General features: G+C 67.7%; 18 protein-coding genes. 14 read left to right on the forward strand and 4 right to left on the reverse strand.

The features are described 5' to 3' along the window. Nucleotides 1-53: 53 nt before the first annotated feature. Entirely contained in the window at nucleotides 54-1,271 is a 1,218-nt protein-coding gene (locus ACQR1H_RS25470) for an MFS transporter (RefSeq protein ID WP_315801646.1), read from the reverse strand. A gap of 209 nt (nucleotides 1,272-1,480) precedes the next feature. On the opposite strand from ACQR1H_RS25470, the gene ACQR1H_RS25475 reads away from it, so the two are divergent. Next, entirely contained in the window at nucleotides 1,481-3,547 is a 2,067-nt protein-coding gene (locus tag ACQR1H_RS25475) for a prolyl oligopeptidase family serine peptidase (protein ID WP_434908373.1), read from the forward strand. A gap of 197 nt (nucleotides 3,548-3,744) precedes the next feature. Here the strand turns inward: ACQR1H_RS25475 and ACQR1H_RS25480 are convergent, their stop codons facing one another. After that, nucleotides 3,745-4,422 (reverse strand): DUF938 domain-containing protein, encoded by a 678-nt coding sequence (locus ACQR1H_RS25480; protein ID WP_434847317.1) that lies wholly within the window; start codon nucleotides 4,420-4,422, stop codon nucleotides 3,745-3,747. A 188-nt stretch (nucleotides 4,423-4,610) separates the two neighbouring features. On the opposite strand from ACQR1H_RS25480, the gene soxX reads away from it, so the two are divergent. The 9 genes from soxX (at nucleotide 4,611) to ACQR1H_RS25525 (ending at nucleotide 13,789) form a co-directional block, all read left to right on the forward strand. Continuing rightward, nucleotides 4,611-4,904, forward strand: a complete 294-nt coding sequence (gene soxX, locus ACQR1H_RS25485; protein ID WP_315717170.1) for a sulfur oxidation c-type cytochrome SoxX — start codon at nucleotides 4,611-4,613, stop codon at nucleotides 4,902-4,904. 18 nt (nucleotides 4,905-4,922) lie between these two features. Next, nucleotides 4,923-5,417, forward strand: a complete 495-nt coding sequence (soxY, locus tag ACQR1H_RS25490; RefSeq protein ID WP_316179399.1) for a thiosulfate oxidation carrier protein SoxY — start codon at nucleotides 4,923-4,925, stop codon at nucleotides 5,415-5,417. Nucleotides 5,418-5,432: 15 nt separating this feature from the next. Next, nucleotides 5,433-5,744, forward strand: coding sequence for a thiosulfate oxidation carrier complex protein SoxZ (gene soxZ / locus ACQR1H_RS25495; protein ID WP_315801650.1), 312 nt, complete (start codon nucleotides 5,433-5,435; stop codon nucleotides 5,742-5,744). Then, entirely contained in the window at nucleotides 5,741-6,589 is an 849-nt protein-coding gene (soxA, locus tag ACQR1H_RS25500; protein ID WP_316179398.1) for a sulfur oxidation c-type cytochrome SoxA, read from the forward strand. Before soxZ ends, soxA begins: the two co-directional genes overlap by 4 nt. A gap of 23 nt (nucleotides 6,590-6,612) precedes the next feature. Next, nucleotides 6,613-6,915 carry a hypothetical protein gene (locus tag ACQR1H_RS25505; RefSeq protein ID WP_434908440.1) on the forward strand — a complete coding sequence of 101 codons (303 nt, stop codon included), beginning with the start codon at nucleotides 6,613-6,615 and terminating at the stop codon, nucleotides 6,913-6,915. Nucleotides 6,916-7,043: 128 nt separating this feature from the next. Then, nucleotides 7,044-8,795 carry a thiosulfohydrolase SoxB gene (soxB, locus tag ACQR1H_RS25510; protein ID WP_434908374.1) on the forward strand — a complete coding sequence of 584 codons (1,752 nt, stop codon included), beginning with the start codon at nucleotides 7,044-7,046 and terminating at the stop codon, nucleotides 8,793-8,795. A 105-nt stretch (nucleotides 8,796-8,900) separates the two neighbouring features. After that, nucleotides 8,901-9,938: an MBL fold metallo-hydrolase gene (locus ACQR1H_RS25515; protein ID WP_316179393.1), complete on the forward strand. Its 1,038-nt coding sequence runs from the start codon at nucleotides 8,901-8,903 to the stop codon at nucleotides 9,936-9,938. A 457-nt stretch (nucleotides 9,939-10,395) separates the two neighbouring features. Then, nucleotides 10,396-11,619: an MFS transporter gene (locus ACQR1H_RS25520; protein WP_316239651.1), complete on the forward strand. Its 1,224-nt coding sequence runs from the start codon at nucleotides 10,396-10,398 to the stop codon at nucleotides 11,617-11,619. 454 nt (nucleotides 11,620-12,073) lie between these two features. Next, on the forward strand, nucleotides 12,074-13,789 hold the full coding sequence (locus ACQR1H_RS25525; RefSeq protein WP_434908375.1) for an N-acyl-D-amino-acid deacylase family protein: 1,716 nt from the start codon (nucleotides 12,074-12,076) through the stop codon (nucleotides 13,787-13,789). Nucleotides 13,790-13,793: 4 nt separating this feature from the next. Here the strand turns inward: ACQR1H_RS25525 and ACQR1H_RS25530 are convergent, their stop codons facing one another. Together ACQR1H_RS25530 and ACQR1H_RS25535 are read right to left on the reverse strand one after the other, a co-directional pair. Continuing rightward, entirely contained in the window at nucleotides 13,794-14,666 is an 873-nt protein-coding gene (locus ACQR1H_RS25530) for a tetratricopeptide repeat protein (protein ID WP_434908376.1), read from the reverse strand. A 64-nt stretch (nucleotides 14,667-14,730) separates the two neighbouring features. Then, the gene (locus ACQR1H_RS25535) at nucleotides 14,731-16,035 is read right to left on the reverse strand and encodes an MFS transporter (RefSeq protein WP_434908441.1); all 1,305 of its coding nucleotides are present in this window, start codon (nucleotides 16,033-16,035) and stop codon (nucleotides 14,731-14,733) included. A 256-nt stretch (nucleotides 16,036-16,291) separates the two neighbouring features. On the opposite strand from ACQR1H_RS25535, the gene ACQR1H_RS25540 reads away from it, so the two are divergent. The 4 genes from ACQR1H_RS25540 to ACQR1H_RS25555 are packed head-to-tail and all read left to right on the forward strand — an operon-like array spanning nucleotide 16,292 to nucleotide 20,901. Further along, entirely contained in the window at nucleotides 16,292-16,951 is a 660-nt protein-coding gene (locus ACQR1H_RS25540; RefSeq protein WP_434908377.1) for an ABC transporter ATP-binding protein, read from the forward strand. Continuing rightward, entirely contained in the window at nucleotides 16,948-19,410 is a 2,463-nt protein-coding gene (locus tag ACQR1H_RS25545; RefSeq protein WP_434908378.1) for an FtsX-like permease family protein, read from the forward strand. Before ACQR1H_RS25540 ends, ACQR1H_RS25545 begins: the two co-directional genes overlap by 4 nt. Further along, complete coding sequence (locus tag ACQR1H_RS25550) at nucleotides 19,400-20,482, forward strand: lipocalin-like domain-containing protein (protein WP_434908379.1); 1,083 nt, start codon at nucleotides 19,400-19,402, stop codon at nucleotides 20,480-20,482. Before ACQR1H_RS25545 ends, ACQR1H_RS25550 begins: the two co-directional genes overlap by 11 nt. A 26-nt stretch (nucleotides 20,483-20,508) precedes the next feature. Continuing rightward, nucleotides 20,509-20,901, forward strand: a complete 393-nt coding sequence (locus ACQR1H_RS25555) for an MAPEG family protein (RefSeq protein ID WP_315801661.1) — start codon at nucleotides 20,509-20,511, stop codon at nucleotides 20,899-20,901. The last annotated feature ends 60 nt before the right edge of the window (nucleotides 20,902-20,961 follow it).

The raw sequence follows: 20,961 nt of genomic DNA on the forward strand, positions 1-20,961 counted from the left end.
GGGAGGGGGGCGCACCGTGCGTGCCGCGCGAGCTTGCCTCTAAGCGCTCTACCTCAGCCCGCCGCCGCCTCGCGGCGCTTCGACGACCACACCAGCGCGAGCACGCACAGGCCCAGCAGCACCGGCGGGAACACCACGAGGTTCACCGCCGACCAGCCGAAATGGGCGAGCAGCTGGCCCGAGGAGAACGAGCCCAGCGCCATCAGGCCGAAGATCAGGAAATCGTTGAACGCCTGCACCTTGTTGCGCTCGGCGGACGTATGCGTCTCCAGCACCAGTGCGGAGGCGCCGACGAAGCCGAAATTCCAGCCGACGCCGAGCATGACCAGTGTGGCCCAGAAGTGCATCGCGGTCAGGCCGGACAGGCCGATGACGGCCGCGACCGCTTCGAGCCCCAGGCCCAGCGCGACGATGGCCGGCGCACCGAAGCGCGCGATCAGCGATCCCGTGAAGAAGCTCGGGCCGTACATCGCGACGATGTGCCATTGCAGGCCGAAATTGGAATCCGACACCGTCAGCCCGCACATCTGCATCGCCAGCGGCGCCGACGTCATCACCAGGTTCATCACCGGATAGGCGATGGTGCCGCACAGCGCGGCTGCGATGAAGCGCGGCTGGCGCACGATCTCGGACAGCGGCCGGCCGCCATGCAGATCGGCAGCTTCAGGCTTCGGCAGATCGACGCCGGCCACGATCCCCATCGCGACCAGCGCGACCGCCGCCTGGATCAGATAGCTGAACGCGAACAGATAGGGCTGCCAGACGTCCATGGTCCATTGCACGAGCTGTGGACCGAGCAGACCGGCGAAGATGCCGCCTGCCATCACCCACGACACCGCCTTGGGCCGGAACGCGGCGCTGGCGCCGTCGGCAGCGGCGAAGCGATAGGATTGCGCGACCGCGCCGTAGAGGCCGCCGAGGAACGTCGCCAGGCAGAACAGTGCGAACGAGCCGCGCAGAATCGCGAGGCAGCCGAGCACGCCGGTGACGGCACCGCAGCCGGTACCGATGAGGAAGGCCGCCCGGCGGCCATAGCGCCGCGAGATCGCGCCGGTCGGCAGGGTGCCGGCGGCGAGGCCGACGACGTACATCGAGATCGGCACCGTCGCGAGCCCGATGTTCGGGGCAATGGTGACGCCGACGATCGCGCCGGTCGCGAAGATCACGGCCGAGTTGGCGCCGGTCAGCGCCTGGGCGGCCGCGAGCCGCGCCACGTTGCGGCGAGCGCGGGCATCATCGGAAGTGTCTTCGCTCACGGTCAGATCGATCATCTCAGGTATCCGGGGGCGTGGCGCGCACGCTTCGCCTTGCTGGTTCAGCCGCACTATTGGGGGAAGCACGCGCCCGAGGCAACGGGCGCGAACGGAGACAAGCCATGCGGCAGCGGCCGCGCCACCGAGCGTGATTCGACACTCCCGACCCGCCCGGCTAATCAAGCCGACGGTATTCTCGCGTCAACGGCGCCCGCGGAGCTTGAGCCATGTCAATCGACGATCGTCCGACCATCGCGGCGCCCGATGACGATCCGTATCTGTGGCTCGAGGAGATCGACGGCGAGCGCGCGCTCGCCTTCGTCGCGGCGCAGAACCAGCGCACGCTCGCCGCGTTCGGCGATGCGGCCTTCGCACGCGACCGCGACGCACTAGCTGCCATTCTGGACCGGCCCGACAACATCCCGTTTGTGAGCCGACGCGGCGGGCTGCTGTACAATCAATGGAAGGATGCGGCGCATCCGCGCGGCTTGTGGCGGCGTACGACGCTGACGGAGTTCCGCAAGGCGCAACCGCAATGGGAGGACCTGCTCGACATCGACCGACTCGCCGCCGACGAAGGCGAGGACTGGGCACTGAACGGAGTCTCGAGCCTGCCGCCGGCCCATGAGCACGCCATCCTGAGCCTGTCACGCGGCGGCAGCGACGCCGTGGTGCTGCGCGAGTTCGACCTCGCGGCGAAGCGCTTTGTCACGGGCGGCTTCACGCTCTCGGAGGCCAAGGGCAGCGCCGCCTGGCTCGATGCCGACACGCTGCTGCTGGCGAGCGCGTTCGGCCCGGGCATGGCGACGCCGTCCGGCTACGCTCGGACGGTGCGGCGCTGGCGGCGCGGCCAGCCGGTCGAGCAGGCGGAGGTGATCTTCAGCGCCGAAGGCAGCCAGTCGACATGGGTGCATGTCGGCGTCGATCGCAGCGTCGCGCCGGCACGGGTGTGGTTCGCCGAGGGCATCGACTTCTTCAACCAGCATCTCTGGCTCGGCGACGGCAGCGGCGCGCGGACCAGGCTCGATCTGCCGACCGACTGCTGGATGTCGGCGCATGGCGACTGGATGGCCATCAAGCTGCGCCAGCCCTGGAGCCTCGGCGAGGTCACCCATCCTGCGGACGTGGTGCTCGGTCTCCGGCTGTCGGCATTCCTTGCCGGGCGCCGCGATTTCACCCGCGTGTTCGAGCCCGCGCCGCGACGCGCGCTGCAGGGCCTGTCCTGGGCCGGCGGCCGGCTGGTGCTGTCGATCCTCGACGAACTCAGGGCCAGGTTCGAGGTGTGGACGCCGTCACGGGAGGCGTGGAGCTGTGAGCGGCTGCCCGGCCTGCCGGAGATCGCGACCGTGGACGTCTGGCGCCTGGACACCGACGAAGCGGAAAGCAACGGCGACCTGCTCGCCAATGTCCAGGATCCGCTGACGCCGCCGTCGCTGCAACTGATCGAGGGCTTCGCTGCACCCGTGATCCTGAAGCAGGCGCCTCGCACCTTCGCCGCCGAGGGCCACGTCGTCACACGGCACGAGGCGATCTCGGTGGATGGCGAGCGTATTCCCTACACCCAGACCGGGCCGGCCGACCTGACCGGCGACGCGCCGGTGCACATGAGCGCTTATGGCGGCTTCGGTCACACGCTGCGTCCGGCCTACAATGCGGCGCTGGGCAAGCTGTGGCTGGAGCGCGGCGGCACGCTGGTGGAGGCCAACATCCGCGGCGGCGGCGAATTCGGCACCGCCTGGCACGACGCCGGCCGCTATGCCGGCAAGCGGCTCGCGCATGATGATTTCGCCGCCGTCGCCGCCGATCTCGTCCGCCGCGGCGTCACGGTGCCGAAGCGCATCGCGGCGCAAGGCGGCTCCAATGGCGGCATCCTGATCACCAACATGCTGGTGCGCTACCCCGAGCGCTTCGGCGCCTTGTTCTGCACCATCCCGCTGATCGACATGCGCCGCTATACCAAGCTGCTCGCCGGCGCGAGCTGGATCGCCGAATATGGCGATCCCGACCAGGACGCGGATTGGAGCTGGCTGCAGACCTATTCGGCCTATCACACCGCCACGCCCGGGCAGCCCTATCCGCCGATCCTGATCGCGACCACGCGGCGCGACGACCGCGTCCATCCCGGCCACGCCCGCAAGATGACCGCCAAGCTGCAGGCCATGGGCTACGACGCGTGGTTCTACGAACCCGCCGCCGGCGGCCATGGCTATGGCACCGACAACCGCGAGCGCGCCAGCTTCATCACGCTGGGCACGCGGTTTCTCGCGCGGCATGTCGGCTTGGAGATGGCGTAGCGCCTACGCTCCGTTACCGTGCTGCCGGCCCCACCCACCGCTGTCGTCCCGGCGAACGCCGGGACCCATTCTCCGCGGCAGGAGTTTGTCGCGAGGGCAGATGTCACGCCGATCTCGCGTCACAACTGGACCCTGTGGCTATGGGTCCCGGCGTTCGCCGGGACGACGGCGGAATTCGGAGCAGCGCCGTCGACAACTCACGACGTCCGACCGAACACCAGGATCATGTTGTTGGCCGGCATCTCCACCGTCTCGCGCAAGACGAGCCCGTTGCGCGCGGCGAGCGCGTCGAGATCGGTGATGTCGCGCACGCCCCAGTCCGGATCGCGCTCGCGCAGGGAGGTGTCGAACACGGCATTGCTGACCGCGGTGTGCTTGCCGTCACGCTTGAACGGGCCGTAGAGCACCAGCACGCCGTCCGCCGACAGCGCCTGCCCGGCACCGGCGAACAATCCCTCCGCCACCGCCCACGGCGCGATGTGAATCACGTTGGCGCAGAAGATCGCGGCGAGCTGCGAAGGCCCGCCCGCGGCGCGGAACGCCGCCGGCCAGCCGGGATCCGACAAGTCGATGCGCTGGGCGTCGCGGATGTTGGACCGCCCGGCATGCCGGCGCCACGCCGCGATGCTGGCGAGGTGGTTGGCGTTGAGATCGCTCGGCCACCACGTCAGGTCCGGGCGCTGGGAGGCGAAATGCACGACATGCTGGCCGGTGCCGCTGCCCGCCTCCAGCACGTCGCCGGTCTTGCCAGCCAGCAGCCGGCCCAGCACCGCCCAGATCGGCTGGTGGTTGCGGTGGAACGCGGCCGCGTCGAGCCGTCCGTCCGGTTCCACCGGCCGGCCGTCCCGGCCGAACTCCACGACATACTCCGCCATGCCCACTCTCCCGGCGCCAGATGAACGGCCTTCGTTAACCGCGTTGCGGCGGCCACCATAGCTGCATTGTCAGCCGATGGTCTTTATGCTTTGCAGCTCCTATATTACCGAGATCACCGAGACGTCGGAATTCCACCTTGATCACACCTGTCCTGCGTACCGCCCTGGCGATGGGGCTCTCGCTCGCCATGTCCATGGCCGCTCACGCCCAGTCCGGTGCCGTCGACGGCCAGAAGCTCGCCTTCGACCGCGGCAAGGGCAACTGCCTGACCTGCCACGAGATCAAGGGCGGCGACCTGCCGGGCTCGATCGGCCCGAAGCTGGAGAACCTCAAGGCGAGATACGACCGTGCCGAGCTGATCGCCATTCTCAACGACGAGACCAGGCGCAATCCGCTGACGGTGATGCCGCCGTTCGGCCGCAACCGCATCCTGACCGAGCAGGAAATCAGCGCCATCGTCGATTTCCTGCAGACCCTCTGATTCCGTTTGGAGACCGCCATGACTGCCTCGTTCGGCCCGTTGGCCCACCGCCGCCTGTTCCTGAAGGGCGCCGGCCTCGTCGCGCTGATCGGCCTCGGCAACGCCGTGCTGCACGCCGCGCCCGCCTTCGCGGCGACCAACGATAACAAATATCCGGAAGACGCCTTCAAGCAGAAGAACGCGGGCGACGCGGTCAAGGCGCTGTACGGCCGCGACCACGAAGCGTCCGACAAGATCAAGCTCGACGCGCCGGAGATCGCCGAGAACGGCGGCGTGGTGCCGATCGCGGTGACGACCACGCTGCCGAACGTCACCTCGATCGCTTTCATCGTCAGCGAGAATCCGTTCGCGCTGGCGGCGTCGTACCACATCCCCGACGGCACCGTGCCCGCGGTGGCGAACCGGCTCAAGATGGCCAAGACCTCCAACGTGATCGCGCTCGTCGAATCCGGCGGCAAGCTCTACAGCGCGACCAAGGAGGTCAAGGTCACCGTCGGCGGCTGCGGCGGCTAAGGTCAGGAGATCATCATGGCATCGAGCATCCGCGTCCGCGCCGTCCTGAACGGCGACATCGCCGAGGTCCAGACCCTGATCCAGCACCCGATGGATACGGGCCTGGTCAAGGACGCCAAGGGAGAGCTGATCCCGGCGCACTACATCCAGCAGGTCACCTTCGTGCACAAGGACAAGACGGTGTTCCTGGCCGATTGGGGCACCGCGGTCTCGAAGGACCCCTATGTCAAGTTCGCCTTCAAGGGCGCGGCCAAGGGCGACGAGCTCAAGGTGAGCTGGGTCGACAGCAAGGGCGCGACCGACAGCCTGACGGCGACGATCCAATGAGGGCGCCGTGCCTCGCGCTGACTGTCGCGGCCGCGCTCGCTCTCGGCGCCTGCGGCGCCGCGGCCGCGGACAAGCCGAACCCGGCCGCCGACGCCAAGGCGTTCCAGGATTACTTCGTCAAGAAGTTCCCGAAGGTGGCGTTCGATGATTTCGTCAACGGGCCGTATTCGATGAACGCCGACATGCGCAAGCAATGGGAAGAGAAAGAGGAGTTCCCTCCTTACGAGTTCGCGCTCGACGCCGGCAAGGAGATGTTCGCCAAGCCGTTCAAGAACGGCAAGACCTATGCCGACTGCTTCCCGAACGGCGGCATCGGCATCCGCCAGAACTATCCCTATTTCGACGACAAGGAAGGCAAGGTCATCACGCTGGAGCTGGCGCTGAACCGCTGCCGCGAGGCCAATGGCGAGCAGCCCTACTCCTACGTCAAGGACGAGATGGCCTCGCTGACCGCCTACATGGCGTTCACCTCGCGCGGCAAGCGCTTCGACATCAAGATCCCCGATGACCCGCGGGCGCTCGAGGCGTTCGAGAAGGGCAAGGAGTATTTCTACACCCGCCGCGGCCAGCTGAACTTCTCCTGCGCGAGCTGCCACGTGCAGAGCCCGGGCGAGCGCATCCGCGCCGAGATCCTGGCGCCGGCGCTCGGCATCCTCAACGCGATGCCGATCTACCGCTCGGAATGGAGCGGCATGGGCACGATCAGCCGGCGCTTCGTCACCTGCAACAGCCAGACGCGCGCCGTGCCGCTGGAGCCGCAGTCGGACGAATACCGCAACCTCGAATATTATCTGTCCTACGTGTCGAACGGCCTGCCGGTTTCAGGACCGGGAGCGCGGCCATGAAAAATGTCACGACAGCAGGCGTCATGAAAAAGATCGTGTTCGCCATGATGGTATCCGCGGTCGGCGCCGGCTCCGCGCGGGCCGCGTCGGAGGCCGACTATCTCTCGGCGGTCGCGGCGGCCGAGAGCGCCAACAAGGAAGCCGGACGTCTGCGCAACCAATGGACCGTGACCCAGGCCGCACTCACCGCTGCGAAGAAGGCAGCGGATTCCGGCAATTTCGATTCTGCGCTGAAATCGGCGCAGGAGGCCGAGGCGCTCGCCAAGGCCTCGATCGCCCAGGCCACCAGCGAGAAGCAGCGCTGGAAGGACATGGAGATCCGCTAGAGCATGATCCGGAGACGTGGCAACCCGGCGACAACCGCCGAAGGCGTTTGCGCGAAGATCATGCTCACACAAAGGGATGGATCATGATGCGATTCCATGGAATCGCATCATGATCTAGAACGCTGGCCATGACGATGCGGCGCCGGGATTTTCTGAAAGTATCGGCTGTCGCGGCCATCGCCGCGCCGGCGCTGCTGCGCAGCGCGACCGCCGCCGACACCGTCAGCCTGTACGACATCGAGAAATTCGGCAACGCGCGCATCCTGCACATCACGGACACGCATGCGCAGCTGCGGCCGCTGTTGTTCCGCGAGCCCAGCGTCAATCTCGGCATCGGCGAGATGTGGGGACGGCCGCCGCATCTGGTCGAGCGCGCCTTCCTCGACCGCTACGGCATCCGGCCCGACAGCGCCGAGGCTTATGCCTTCACCTCGTTCGAGTTCGAGAAGTACGCCGTTCGCTTCGGACGGATGGGCGGCTTCGCGCATCTGAAGACGCTGGTCGACAAGCTGCGCGCCGATGCCGGCGACCATCGCTCGGTGCTGCTCGATAGCGGCGACCTCTGGCAGGGCACCGGGCTCGCCAATGCGATGCGCGGCGCCGACATGGTGAGCGCGGCCAATCTGCTCGGCATCGACGCGATGACCGGGCATTGGGAGTTCACCTATGGCGAGGAGGCGCTGCGCGCCAACCTCGCCCGCTTCAAGGGCGAGTTCCTGGCGCAGAATGTGTTCCTGACCGAGGAGGCCGCGTTCAACGACGCCAAGGCATTCGATCCCGGATCGGGGCGCGTGTTCAAGCCGGCCACCATCAAGGAGATCGGCGGCGCCCGCATTGCCGTGATCGGCCAGGCTTTTCCCTACGTGCCGATCGCGCATCCGCGCCGTTTCACGCCTGACTGGACGTTCGGTATCCGCGAGGAGGAACTGCAGAAGCTGGTCGATGCCTTGCGCGGCGCCGACAAGGTCGATGCCGTGATCCTGCTGTCGCATAATGGCATGGATGTCGACCTCAAGCTCGCGAGCCGCGTCACTGGCATCGACGTCATCCTCGGCGGCCATACCCATGACGCGGTTCCGCAGCCGGTCGCGGTCAGCAACGCCAAGGGCGCGACGCTCGTCACCAATGCCGGCTCGAACGGCAAATTTCTCGCCGTGCTCGATCTCGATGTCGGCAAGGGCCGCGTCGCCGATGCACGCTACCGGCTGCTGCCCATCTACTCGGAGCTGCTGAAGCCCGATCCCGCGATGCAGGCGCTGATCGACCAGACGCAGCAGCCGCAGGTCGCGGCCTGGAGCGAGAAGCTCGCGACATCGGACCGGCTGCTGTACCGGCGCGGCAATTTCGAGGGCGCGACCGACGACCTGATCTGCGCGGCGCTGCGCCGCGAGCTCGACGCCGAGATTGCGCTGTCGCCCGGATTCCGCTGGGGTCCGACCTTGCTCGCCAACCAGTCCATCCTGCTGGAGGACGTGCTGGCGCAGACCGCCATCACCTATCCCGAGACCTATGTGCAGCGGATGACCGGCGCAGAGATCAAAGACGTGCTCGAGGACGTCTGCGACAATCTGTTCAACGCCGATCCCTATCTGCAGCAGGGCGGCGACATGGTGCGCACCGGCGGGCTGTCCTACCGCTGCGCGCCCGCCGAGCCGATCGGCCGCCGCATCTCCGATCTCACGCGCGACGATGGCCGCCCGCTCGACGCGCGCAAGAGCTACAAGGTCGCCGGCTGGGCCTCGATGAACGCGCAGGACGGCAAGCCGGTGTGGGACGTGGTCGCCAACCACCTGCGCGACGGTCAGCTGGTGCTGGTCGGAACCAACAAGGTCACGCTCTCGGGCGTCGACGGCAATCCCGGATTTGCATCGCAATCGTGACCGCGGATGGCGCGGTGCAATCCGGCCTGCCGAGCGTCCGCCGCATTGGTGACATCGGGCCGATCGTGCTAATGCCACGACGATCCTGATCGAAAGGAGGCGCCGATGATCTTCCGCCAATTGTTCGACAGCGTCTCCGGCACCTACAGCTACATCCTTGCCAGCCGCACCGGCGGCGAGGCTGTCATCATCGATCCCGTGCTGGAGAAGGTCGACCGCTACTGCCAGCTGTTGCGTGAGCTCGATTTGCGCCTGGTGAAGGCCGTCGACACCCACCTGCATGCGGATCACGTCACCGGCCTCGGCGCTTTGCGCGACCGCACCCATTGCGTCACCATCATGGGCGAGCAGACCAAGGCCGATGTCGTGGCGATGCGCGTCAGCGAGGGCGACCGGATCGCCATCGAGGGCATCAGCCTGGACGTGATGTACACGCCCGGGCACACCGACGATTCCTATAGTTTCTCGATGGGCGACCGCGTCTTCACCGGCGACACGCTGCTGATCCGCGGCACCGGCCGCACCGATTTCCAGAACGGCGATGCGCGGCAGCAGTACGACTCCATCTTCAACAGGCTGCTGCGGCTGCCCGACGACACGCTGGTCTATCCCGCGCACGACTACAAGGGCGACACCGTCTCCACCATCGGCGAGGAGCGCCGCTACAATCCGCGCCTGCAGGTCAAGTCGGTCGACGACTACGTCGCGCTGATGGCGAATCTGAAGCTGCCGAATCCGAAGATGATGGATGTCGCGGTGCCCGCCAACATGCGCGTCGGGCTGCATCAGGAGGAACTGGCGAAGCAGGGCCTGTCGCTGTCGGCACGTGAGGCGATCGAATGCCTGGGACGTCCCGACGTGCTGCTGGTCGATCTGCGCGAGGCCGCCGAGCGCGCCAAGCACGGCACGCTGTCCGGCGCGCTGCACGCGCCCTATCCTGCGATCGCCGACAATCTCAAGCCCGGCGGCATGCTGCGCGAGGTTGCCGCCGCCACCGGCCGCCGCATCGTGTTCTTCTGCGCCTATGGCGAGCGCTCGGCGATGGCCGTGCAGACCGCGCAAGCGGCAGGGCTTGCGAATACGGCACATATCGAGGGCGGACTGGACGCGTGGAAGAAGGCCGGCGGACCGGTGGTGCCGTAGGGAGTTACGCTCTCGCTCTCCTCTCCCACCTTTCGGCAGCCTTCGACCGCGCCCCACACTCGCTGTCGTCCCGGGAAAGACCGTTGACGCGAAGCGTCAGCGGGCGCCGACCCGGGACCCATACCGCGTGATCCGTCTTGAGGCAGGCTGCGTGTTGCACGACTCGCGCAACAAACATCCGCCGGTGGTTATGGGTCCCCGCGTTCGCGGGGACGACACCTGTGGTGGGGACACACCGTGCCTTCCTGCCCACAACCCCGGAACGGCGGCGGGTGACTTGCCGCCCCTCGGCCGCCGGCCATCCCGCGCAGGTGCCATGCGCGGGCGTTCATGGACAATGAACCGCAATCCGATAGTGTGGCGTTGTGTCGCGCGCCTCTGTTTAGGCAGCATCGGCGGTTTGCCGGCAACGCGTCCTCTTTTCCATCGCTGACGACCGGAGCCACACGGATCGACCATGGCTGACGTTCTCGCCGCACCGCAACATGTCCGTGCTCCGGTCCGGGCCGCCTCCCCGCTGCGCACGCTGGCGCTGATCTCGCTGGCGCATTGGGTCAGCCACCTGCACATGCTGGTGCTGCCGATGCTGTTTCCGTACCTCAAGGAGAAGCTCGGCGTCGGCTATGTCGAGCTCGGCTTCCCGCTCACCGTGTTCGCCGTGGTCTCGGCGCTGACCCAGGCCCCGGTCGGCTATCTCGTCGACCGCGCCGGCGCCCGCCGCATCCTGCTGCTCGGCCTCACGCTCGGCGGCCTGTCGCTGGCGCTGCTCGGGTTCTACCTGACCTACACGAGCCTCGTCGTCTCGGCGGTGCTGCTCGGCCTCGCCAACGCGGTCTACCATCCCTCGGACTATGCCCTGCTGTCGGCCCACATGGACGAGAAGCGGATGGGCCGCGCCTTCGGCGTGCACACCTTCGCTGGCTATCTCGGCGGCGCGGTCGCGCCCGCCGTGATGGCGGCGCTGGTCACCACCGTCGGCGGCTCCGGCGCGCTGATCGCGGCCGGCTTGGTCGGACCGCTCGCGGCGCTGCTGCTGCTCGTCGGCAACGTGCCCGAGGTGCCGCCGCATCCGCACCACACCGCTGCCGACGGCAGCAAGGCGAAGCAGCCCAGCCTGCTGACGCCGATGCTGATGCTGCTGACCGTGTTCTTCATGCTGCTCAGCCTGTCCAACGCCGGCATCGCCAGCTTCGGCGTGGTCGCGTTCATGAACGGCTACGGCATCTCGTTCTCGACCGCCAATATCGCGCTGACCGCATTCCTCGGCGCCAGCGCCGTCGGCGTGCTCGCCGGCGGCCAGCTCGCCGACCGCATCAGGCATCACAACCTGGTCGCGGCCGTCGCCTATGCGATCAACGCCGTGCTGGTGCTGATGATCACTTTCATCAACCTGCCAACCGTGCTGCTCACGGCGATTATGCTGGTCGCCGGCTTCATGAGCGGCGTGATCGCGCCGTCGCGCGACATGCTGGTGCGCAACGCCGCCCCTCCGGGCGCCGCCGGCCGCGCCTTCGGCATCGTCTCCACCGGCTTCAACTTCGCCGGCGTCGTCAGCCCGCTGCTGTTCGGCTGGATCATGGACATGAACGCACCCCGCTGGGTGTTCGGCGCCTCGGTCGGGTTCATGCTGCTGACCATCGTGCTGGCGTTCTTCACCGAGCCGAAGAAGGCCAAGGCGTAGTTGTCGACGTAGGGTGGGCAAAGCGAAGCGTGCCCACCATTTGTCACCGACACCACAGCTACCAACGGTGGGCACGCAACGCCTGATGGCGTCGCTTTGCCCACCCTAGGGACAGTAAGCTATTAGTTCGTCCGCGCTGCCCGATGCAGCGCCCTCTCCCCTTGTGGGAGAGGGCATCGCTGGCGCATCGGCGCACTCCGTCGGGTGAGGGGTCTCTCTCGGCGAAGGAAGCCGGCGGAGAGAGACCCCTCACCCGACCGAGCTTGCTGATCTGTCCTACATGCCCTCTCCCACAAGGGGAGAGGGCGCAATGATGAGCACCTCTGATAGTTGCGCGACGCTTGAGACGCGCTTCCACCTCTCCATGCAACGCTGCTGTCTCTTCCCGCGTGTTGACATCACCGTCCATGCATCGATGATGTCCCGATAATGACAATATCGGGGAAGACACGCCATGACCCAGCCAGATCTCGTGATCCGTGGTGGAACCGTTGCCGATGGCTCGGGCGGCGAGCTGCGTGAGGCGGATGTTGCAATCGCGGACGGCCGCATCCTCGAGGTTGGCAAGGTCACAGCCTCAGGCCGCGAGGAGATCGACGCCAAGGGCAAGCTGGTCACGCCCGGCTTCGTCGACGTCCACACCCATTACGACGGCCAGGTCACCTGGAGCCACGACATCTCGCCGTCGTCGCAGAACGGCGTCACGTCAGCGATCATGGGCAATTGCGGCGTCGGCTTCGCGCCGTGCCGGCCGGCTGACCATCAGCGGCTGATCCAGCTGATGGAGGGTGTCGAGGACATCCCCGAGCCGGTGCTCGAGGCCGGCATTCCCTGGGAATGGGAGAGCTTTCCGGACTACATGGAGTGGCTGGGCAAGCGTGAATTCGATCTCGACATCGGCGCGCAACTGCCGCATGCGGCGCTGCGCGTCTATGTGATGGGCGAGCGCGGCGCGCGGCGCGATCCGGCCACCGCCGACGACAACCGCGCGATGGCGGCGCTGGCGCGCGACGCGGTCAAGGCCGGCGCGCTCGGCTTCTCGACCTCGCGCACGCTCAACCACCGGACCTCGACCGGCGACTACACGCCGACCTTGAAGGCCGGCGAGGACGAGCTGACGACGATCGCGCAGGCCATGCACGGCGCCGGCCGCAGCGTGCTGCAATTCGTGCTCGACATCTCGACCATCCATGAAGACCTGCCGATGATGCTGCGCATTGCCGAGGCAACGAAATGCCCGATCTCGTTCTCGGTGACGCAGAACGACCGCGCGCCGCAGCGCTGGCGGCGGACGCTGGCCGAGATCAACGCCGCCGCTGCGCGCGGCCTGTCGGTGACGGCGCAGATCGCGGCGCGTCCGGTCGGGCTGCTGCTCGGGCTGGAGCTGTCGCGCAACCCGCTGCAGACGCATCCGAGCTATCAGGCGATCGCGCATCTGCCGCTGGCCGAGCGCGTCGCCCGGATGCGCGATCCGCAGGTTCGTGCGGCGATCCTGAGCGAGCAGGCCAGCGCGACCGACGATCCGCTGTTCTTCAAGCCGAACTACGACAAGATGTACCTGCTCGGCGATCCGCCGGATTACGAGCAGCCGCCCGAGCGGTCGCTCGGCGCCCAGGCCCGTGCGCGCGGCGCTCGTCCCGAGGAACTGGCCTATGACGCGATGCTCACGGACGGCGGGCGCGGCATGCTCTACGTGCCGTTCCTCAACTATTCCGACGGCAATCTCGATGCCACCTACGAGATGCTGCGTGACCCGCGCAGCGTGCCCGGCCTCAGCGATGGCGGCGCGCATTGCGGCATCATCTGCGATGCCAGCTTCCCGACCTATCTGCTCACGCACTGGACCCGCGACCGCAAGCGCGGCGACAGGCTGTCGATTCCCTTCGTCGTCGCCGCGCAGTCGCGCAAGACCGCACTCTCCGTCGGCCTCGACGATCGCGGCCTGATCGCGCCGGGCTACAAGGCGGACGTCAACGTCATCGACTACGACCGGCTGCACCTGCATCCGCCGAAAGTGCATTACGACCTGCCGGTCGGCGGCCGCCGCCTGATGCAGGAGGTCGACGGCTACGACGCGACGATCGTGTCCGGCGTGGTCACGCGCCGCCACGGCGAGGCCACCGGCGCACGGCCGGGGCGGCTGGTCAGGGGGGCGCGCCGTGTGAGCTGAGACATCAACTGGCCGCGGCGACCGTCTCGGCGAGCCTTGCAAGCTCGGATCGTGCGGCCGAGTATTCGTTGAACCATGGCGGCAACGAGCGCAGGGCGATCTCCAGTGCCCGTGCGGCCTCGTCGTGGCGGCCGTTCAACAGATGCCACTCACCGATGTAGAAATAGGCTTCAGCCTGTTCGGGAGCCGTTGCGGTCGCATTCAGCAACTGCTGCGCCGTCGAACGCTCCATCAGCAGATCGAACACCGGTCCAGGCCACTGCGCCGCAGTCCAGCGCGATGCGACAGCGGCGAGGTCCGGCCTGGCGCGCCCCGACAACCGGGCGAGCGACAGGTAAAGAAACAGAACCGCATAGGGATCGAACTCGAGCGCGAGCGATCTTTCCATGTCCGCTGCCGCGGCATCGAACCTGCCGCGGCAAAACTGGATATAGCCACGCCCCCTCTGCATGATGGGGTCATTGGGTGCGAGGCCGATCGCCGTCGTGCTCTCGACGATCGCGCGATCCGAATCGCCCTTCACGTGATGAAGGAACGCGAGTTCGCCATGAGCCGCGGCGACCCTGGGGTCGAGAGCGAGAGCTCGCGACTGGTCATCAAAGGCGCCGTCGAAGTCGCCAAGGAGTTTCCGCGACACGCCCCGGGCGCCGAATGTCTGCGCGTTCGGCTTCAGCTTGAGGGCCAGGCCGAAATCCGCGATCGAACTGGCGTGGCTTCCCATGCCCTGAAGGGCGACGCCACGATTATGGTAGGCGTAATAGTTGCGCGGGTTGAGCTGGATCACCTTGCTGAAGTGGAGGATGGCGCCTGGGAAGTCCTCGATCTTCAGGCATCGCGCACCGCGCCAGTAGTGCAGCATATGATAGAACAGGCGCATCGTGCAGGACCTCAGCAAGGATGAATGCGAGGCCGCCTCCTGATGACCCCTGACAGGGGTTGTATCACGCAAATTCCGGCGCGGCAGCCTGCTGCGCCTGCAGGCGGGCGCGTTCGCTGTTCGGCCAGAGCAACGCCAGGCCGAGCAGGCCCGAGATCACCATGATCACGGCGTTGATGGTGAAGCCGGACATGTAGCCTTCGAGCAGGCTGCCGGAGGCCTGGATCATCTTGCCCATCACCACCGGCGCCACGATGCCCGCCAGCGTATAGAGCGCGCCGTAGATCGCCATGGCGGCGCCGCGCTGCGCGACCGGGGTGAACTCGCCGATCATCGGCGGGCAGACGACGTAGATCGAGCCGCACAATCCCGATCCGACGACGAGCAGTGCGATCTTGGCCGACGCGGCGTCGACATGCGGCATCATCGCCATCAGGGCGCCGCCGATCACGAGCGGCGTCGCGCCGAGCACGCCGCGGGCCATGCGGGTGGATACGCCGCGCGCCATCAGCGTCTGCGACACAAAGCCCGTGGTCAGCACGACGCACGCGCCGAAGATCCAGGGCAGGATCGAGATGAAGCCGGCCTGCTGCTGCGAGAAGCCGAGCCCCTTCACCAGGAACGGCGTGAACCAGGTGAGCCCGAGCGACAGCGCCCAATAGGCGCCGAAGGTCGCGGCAACGCAACCAACGAAGGTGCGCGACGTCAGCAATTGCAGATACGGGACGCGCTGCTCGCGCAGGCCGGCGAGCTCGACCTCGGCCAGCGGCCCTTCCTTGCCCAGCCACAGCCACGCCACGCTCCACATCAGCCCGACCACGCCGAGCGCGCCAAAGGCATAATGCCAGCCATGATTCACGATGATCCAGTTCAGCGCGGGCACCGCGAGGATGACACCGAACGCCGACCCCTGTGACAGGATCGCGGTCGGCATCGCCCGTTTCTCATCGGGAAACCATTTGTAGACGGCGTGAACCGCGACGGACGCCGCGGGGCCTTCGCCGGCGCCGAGAATGACGCGGCAGATCAGCAGCGTGGTGAAGCCGACGGTGCCGACCATCGGGAATTGCGCCACCGCCCAGATCAGCGCGAGCACCAGCAGCACCCAGCGCGTCGGCACCTTGTTGACGACGAAGCCGACGACGATGGCGGAGATCGAGAACAGGAAGAAGAAGGACGATCCGAGCAGGCCGAACTGCTCGGCATTCAGATTGAGCTCGGTCATGATCGGCACGCCGGCGAGCCCGACCACGATCTTGTCGGCGAAGTTCACCAGCATGAACAGGAACAGCAGGAAGGTGATCTTCCAGGCCCCCTTCGGGGTCGCGCTTGCGCGGGATGTGCCCTTCAGCGTCGTCGGCGCGGCCATGGTCGTTCCCCGTTCTGTCATGATCCGTCCCTGTCATCCGGGCGTTTCGACGATGCTACCCACGAAGCGGCTCCGCAGGCAACCGGCTCGCGCGCTAAGTTGTTGCTGCAACGCGGGAATTCGCCCTCTTGGGCTGCATCGCGATACCCTCGCAACCTGATTGCGCGCGGCCGGCATCACATCAGCGGCGTCGCGAAGAACGAGCACGTGATGTTCGCGTTGGCCCTTGTTATGTTGTGACGCAACAACCCCGATCATGCCCGTGCTCAGCGTCCGTCATCTCACCAAATCCTATCGATCCGGCGGCGAAACGATCCATGTTCTGCGTGGCGTCGACCTCGACGTCTCCTCCGGCGAGCGCGTCGCACTGACCGGCGAATCCGGCTCCGGCAAGAGCACGCTGCTGCATTTGATCGCCGGGCTCGATGCCGCCGACAGTGGCGACATCCTGCTGGACGGCGCTGCGGTCGGCGCGCTCGACGATTCGGCACGCGCGGCGGTCCGGCGCGAGCGGCTCGGCCTCGTGTTCCAGCAGTTCAACCTGGTGCCGAGCCTGTCGGTGCAGGACAATCTCAGTTTCCAGGCGCGGCTGGCCGGTCGGCATGATCCGGCGTGGCACAGCGAGCTGGTCGAGCGGCTCGGGCTGAAGCCGCTGCTCAAGCGCTATCCCGAGCAATTGTCGGGCGGGCAGCAGCAGCGCGTCGCGATCGGCCGCGCGCTGGCGATCAAGCCGACGCTGCTGCTTGCTGACGAGCCGACCGGCAACCTCGACGAGGACACCGCCGACGAGGTGATGGCGCTGACGCGCGACCTCGTCGCGCGCACCGGCTGCGGCTTCCTGATGGTGACGCACAGCGCGCGGCTCGCGGCGATGCTCGACCGTCACGTCCACCTGCATGCCGGACGCATCGCATGAGACGCGCGCTGTGGATATTAGCGGTGCTGCTCAGCCACTGGCGCCGGCATCCGATGCAGCTCGCGACCTTGCTGATCGGGCTGATCTCGGCGACCGCGCTGTGGAGCGGCGTGCAGGCGCTGAATCAGCAGGCCCGCAGCTCGTATGATCGCGCCGCCGCGATCTTCGGCGGCGCGCGCACGCCGATGCTGGTCGCGACCGACGGCAAGATGCTGCCGCAGAGCGTGTTCGCGGAATTGCGCCGCGCCGGCTGGCCGGTGTCGCCGGTGCTGGAGGGCCGCGTGCAGATCGACGGCCATTCGCTGCGGCTGCTCGGCATCGAGCCGTTCAGCATCCCCCGGGAGGTCGGCGATGCGCCGAGGGTCGGGCGCAGCGAGCTCGAGGCGTTCCTGACGCCGCCGCATCGCACGCTGATCTCGCCGGAGACGCTGGCCGATCTCGGCCTCAAGGACGGCGCAACGCCGCGGCTCAGCAACGACGCGCTGCTGCCGCCCGTGATGGCGCAGCAGCAGCTCGCGCCCGGCGTGCTCGTGGTCGATATCAGCGACGCGCAGCGGCTGCTCGACAAGCCCGGCCAGATGTCGCGGCTGCTCGTCGGCAAGGCGGCCGGTCAATTGCCGCCGTTGCGGTCATTCGCCGGCGGCCGGCTACAGCTCCTGCAGCCGGAGGCCGAGACCGACCTGGAGCGGCTGACCGACAGCTTCCACCTCAACCTCACCGCCTTCGGCCTGCTGTCGTTCGTCGTCGGCCTGTTCATCGTCAATTCCGCCATCGGCCTCGCCTTCGAGCAGCGGCTGCCGGTGCTGCGCACCTTGCGCGCCTGCGGCGTGTCGGCGCGGCAGCTCAATGGCGTGCTGATCGGCGAGCTCATCGGCTTTGCCTTGGTTGCGGGCCTGGCCGGGCTGGTGTGCGGCTACATCATCGCCGCCGCGCTGCTGCCGAACGTAGCGGCATCGCTGCGCGGGCTGTATGGCGCGCAGGTGCCGGGCGAACTGAGCCTGCAGCCGGAATGGTGGCTTGCGGGCCTCGTCATCAGCATCGCCGGCGCGCTCGCAGCCGCGACCACGAGCCTGATCAAATCGATGCGGCTGCCGAGCCTCTCCACCGCGCAGCCCTATGCGTGGCAGGAGGCGCAGCGGCGCTGGCTGCGGCTGCAGAGCGCCATCGCGCTCGCCTTCTTCGTCACAGCAGGTCTGCTGCTGTGGCTCGGACAATCGCTGCTGGCCGGCTTCGGCGTGCTCGCGGCGATGATGCTCGGTGCCGCGCTGCTGCTGCCGGCGGTCCTGGAGCTCGTGCTGCGGCTCGGCGAGCGCGGCGCGCGGACGGCGCTGGCGCAGTGGTTCTGGGCCGACAGCCGCCAGCAGATCTCGGGCCTGTCGCTGGCGCTGATGGCGCTGCTGCTGGCGCTCGCCGTCAATGTCGGCGTCGCGACGATGGTCGAGACCTTCAGCCGCACCTTCTTGGTCTGGCTCGACGGCCGGCTCGCCGCCGACGTCTACATCAGCGCAGCGGACGAGGCGCAGGCGCGCGAGATTCAAAGCTGGCTGCGTACACGGCCTGAGGTGCAGGCCGTGCTGCCCGGCGGCCGCGCCGAGACGCAGTTGGCGGGCGCGCCGATCGATGTGCTCGGCCTGCCCGATCACGACACCTATCGCGCGCACTGGCCGCTGCTGCAGGCCGGCGCCAACGCGTGGAAGCAGCTGGTGCGCGGCGACGCCGGCTTCGTCAGCGAGCAGTTGGCGCGGCGGCTCAATCTGTCTGTCGGCGACACTATCGACATCGCCGCGCCGACCGGCGATTGGCGCATCACTGTCGCGGGTATCTATGCCGACTATGGCAATCCGAAGGGCCAGGTCACGGTCAACGTCGCCGCGCTGACGCGCCGTTTCCCGGCGACGCCGATCACGCGCATGGCCGTGCGCGCGGCGCCGGCCGACGTGCCGGGGCTGATCGCTGCTCTCACCGACAAGTTCGGCCTGGACGGCCGCAATGTCATCGACCAGGCGACCGTGAAGCAGGAGTCGAAGCAGATCTTCAACCGCACCTTCGCGGTCACCGGCGCGCTCAACACCTTCACGCTGGGCGTCGCCGCGATCGCGCTGCTGACCAGCCTGCTGACCCTCGCGAACTCGCGGCTGCCGCAGCTCGCACCGCTCTGGGCGATCGGGCTGACGCGGCGGCGGCTCGCCGAGGTCGAGCTGCTGAAGACGCTGTCGCTCGCCGGGTTGACCGCGCTGCTGGCGCTGCCGCTCGGGCTGGTCGTGGCGTGGTGCCTGATCGCGATCGTCAACGTCAAGGCGTTCGGCTGGCGGCTGCCGTTCGACGTGTTTCCGCTGCAGCTCATCCGGCTGCTGATCGTCACGCTGGTGGCGGCGGTGATCGCCTCGCTGCTGCCGGTGCTGCGGCTGGCGCGGATGCAGCCGGCCGATCTGGTCAGGACCTTCACCATTGAGCGCTAGAGCGATCATCACGCGGCGCGGGCTGATCGGCGGGCTCGGCCTGCTGGCGCTGCCGCGGCTCGCGCGCGCGCAGGGCTTTGCGGGCCTGAGCGACAGCGCCGAGGGCTTTGCGCCGGTGACGCCGGGACGAGAGTTCAGCTTCCCCGCTGACCACGGCCCGCACGACCATTTCCGCATCGAATGGTGGTATGTCACCGCGAATCTCAGCGACGCCAACGGCAAGGCCTACGGCCTGCAATGGACGCTGTTCCGCTCGGCGGCGCGGCCGGGCCCGCAAGCCGAAGGTTTCGACAATCAGCAGCTCTGGATGGCGCATGCCGCCGTGACGCGCGCCGACAGCCACCGCTCGACGGAAAAGTTCGCACGCGGCGGTGTCGGCCAGGCCGGCGTCGAGGCCAAGCCGTTCCAGGCCTGGATCGATGATTGGCAACTGCGCGGTACCGCCGCGACCGACGATCGATCGCTGGCGCCGCTCGACATGGGCGCCGCCGGGCCGGACTTCTCCTACGCGCTGCATCTGGAGGCCGATCGTCCCGTGGTGCTGCAGGGCATCGGCGGCTACAGCCGCAAGTCCGAGCGCGGCCAGGCCTCGTACTACTACAGCCAGCCGTTCTACCGCGCCCGCGGCCGCATCAGCTTCGACGGCACGCCGGTCGAGGTCTCGGGCCAAGCCTGGCTCGACCGCGAATGGAGCAGCCAGCCGCTGGCCGCCGACCAGAGCGGCTGGGACTGGTTCGCGCTGCATTTTTCCGGCGGCGAGAAGCTGATGCTGTACCGGATGCGGCAGGGCAATGGCGACTATACGTCCGGCACCTGGATCCCAACGGACGGCGCCTCGCAGGCGCTCGGTCCCGACGGCATCGTGATGACACCAAAGGAGACGGTCACGATCGGCGAGCGCAAGCTGCCGGTCGGCTGGCGCGTCGAGATCGCCGCGCTCGGCATCGCCATCGACACCGCGCCGCTCAACCCCAAGGCCTGGATGGGCACCCGCGTGCCGTATTGGGAGGGACCGATCAGCTTCAAGGGCAGCCACACCGGGGTGGGCTATCTCGAGCTGACGGGATATTAACAGGCCGCCATCAGGGGGAACCGCGCATGTATCATTTCACCGCACTCGTCACCGTGCTCGCGCTCATGCTGTATTTCTACATGGCGGTCCGCGTCGCGCAGGCGCGCGCCCGGTTCGGCGTGAAGGCGCCGGCCGTCACCGGCAATCTCGATTTCGAGCGCACCTATCGCGTGCAGGTGAATACGCTGGAATGGCTGCCGATCTTCCTGCCGGCGCTGTGGCTGTTCGCGATCTATGTCAGCGACACGATCGCGGCCCTGATCGGCCTCGTCTGGATCGCGGGCCGCGCGATGTACATGTTGTCCTACGCCAAGGCCGCGGAGAAGCGCGGCCCCGGCTTCGGCGTGCAGGCGCTCGCCGCCTCGGCGCTGCTGGTCGGCGCGCTCATCGCCATTCTCTGGCGCATGCTGCACGGCTGATTTCCGCATGCACTGCTGTGGTCCCGGCCCCGAGCCGGGACCACACCGGTGGTGGGACGG

The organism is Bradyrhizobium sp. HKCCYLRH2015, assembly GCF_051168215.1.
Taxonomy (GTDB): Bacteria; Pseudomonadota; Alphaproteobacteria; order Rhizobiales; family Xanthobacteraceae; genus Bradyrhizobium.

Excerpts from the sequence above, each read along its gene's own strand:
- ACQR1H_RS25515 (WP_316179393.1), top strand. The coding sequence starts at position 8,901 with ATGATCTTCCGCCAATTGTTCGACAGCGTCTCCGGCACCTACAGCTAC.
- soxZ (WP_315801650.1), top strand. The coding sequence starts at position 5,433 with ATGGCATCGAGCATCCGCGTCCGCGCCGTCCTGAACGGCGACATCGCC.
- ACQR1H_RS25525 (WP_434908375.1), top strand. The coding sequence starts at position 12,074 with ATGACCCAGCCAGATCTCGTGATCCGTGGTGGAACCGTTGCCGATGGC.
- ACQR1H_RS25535 (WP_434908441.1), bottom strand. The coding sequence starts at position 16,035 with ATGGCCGCGCCGACGACGCTGAAGGGCACATCCCGCGCAAGCGCGACC.
- ACQR1H_RS25555 (WP_315801661.1), top strand. The coding sequence starts at position 20,509 with ATGTATCATTTCACCGCACTCGTCACCGTGCTCGCGCTCATGCTGTAT.
- ACQR1H_RS25540 (WP_434908377.1), top strand. The coding sequence starts at position 16,292 with ATGCCCGTGCTCAGCGTCCGTCATCTCACCAAATCCTATCGATCCGGC.
- ACQR1H_RS25545 (WP_434908378.1), top strand. The coding sequence starts at position 16,948 with ATGAGACGCGCGCTGTGGATATTAGCGGTGCTGCTCAGCCACTGGCGC.
- ACQR1H_RS25475 (WP_434908373.1), top strand. The coding sequence starts at position 1,481 with ATGTCAATCGACGATCGTCCGACCATCGCGGCGCCCGATGACGATCCG.
- soxY (WP_316179399.1), top strand. The coding sequence starts at position 4,923 with ATGACTGCCTCGTTCGGCCCGTTGGCCCACCGCCGCCTGTTCCTGAAG.
- ACQR1H_RS25530 (WP_434908376.1), bottom strand. The coding sequence starts at position 14,666 with ATGCGCCTGTTCTATCATATGCTGCACTACTGGCGCGGTGCGCGATGC.
- soxB (WP_434908374.1), top strand. The coding sequence starts at position 7,044 with ATGACGATGCGGCGCCGGGATTTTCTGAAAGTATCGGCTGTCGCGGCC.
- soxA (WP_316179398.1), top strand. The coding sequence starts at position 5,741 with ATGAGGGCGCCGTGCCTCGCGCTGACTGTCGCGGCCGCGCTCGCTCTC.
- ACQR1H_RS25480 (WP_434847317.1), bottom strand. The coding sequence starts at position 4,422 with ATGGCGGAGTATGTCGTGGAGTTCGGCCGGGACGGCCGGCCGGTGGAA.
- ACQR1H_RS25520 (WP_316239651.1), top strand. The coding sequence starts at position 10,396 with ATGGCTGACGTTCTCGCCGCACCGCAACATGTCCGTGCTCCGGTCCGG.
- ACQR1H_RS25470 (WP_315801646.1), bottom strand. The coding sequence starts at position 1,271 with ATGATCGATCTGACCGTGAGCGAAGACACTTCCGATGATGCCCGCGCT.
- soxX (WP_315717170.1), top strand. The coding sequence starts at position 4,611 with ATGTCCATGGCCGCTCACGCCCAGTCCGGTGCCGTCGACGGCCAGAAG.
- ACQR1H_RS25505 (WP_434908440.1), top strand. The coding sequence starts at position 6,613 with ATGAAAAAGATCGTGTTCGCCATGATGGTATCCGCGGTCGGCGCCGGC.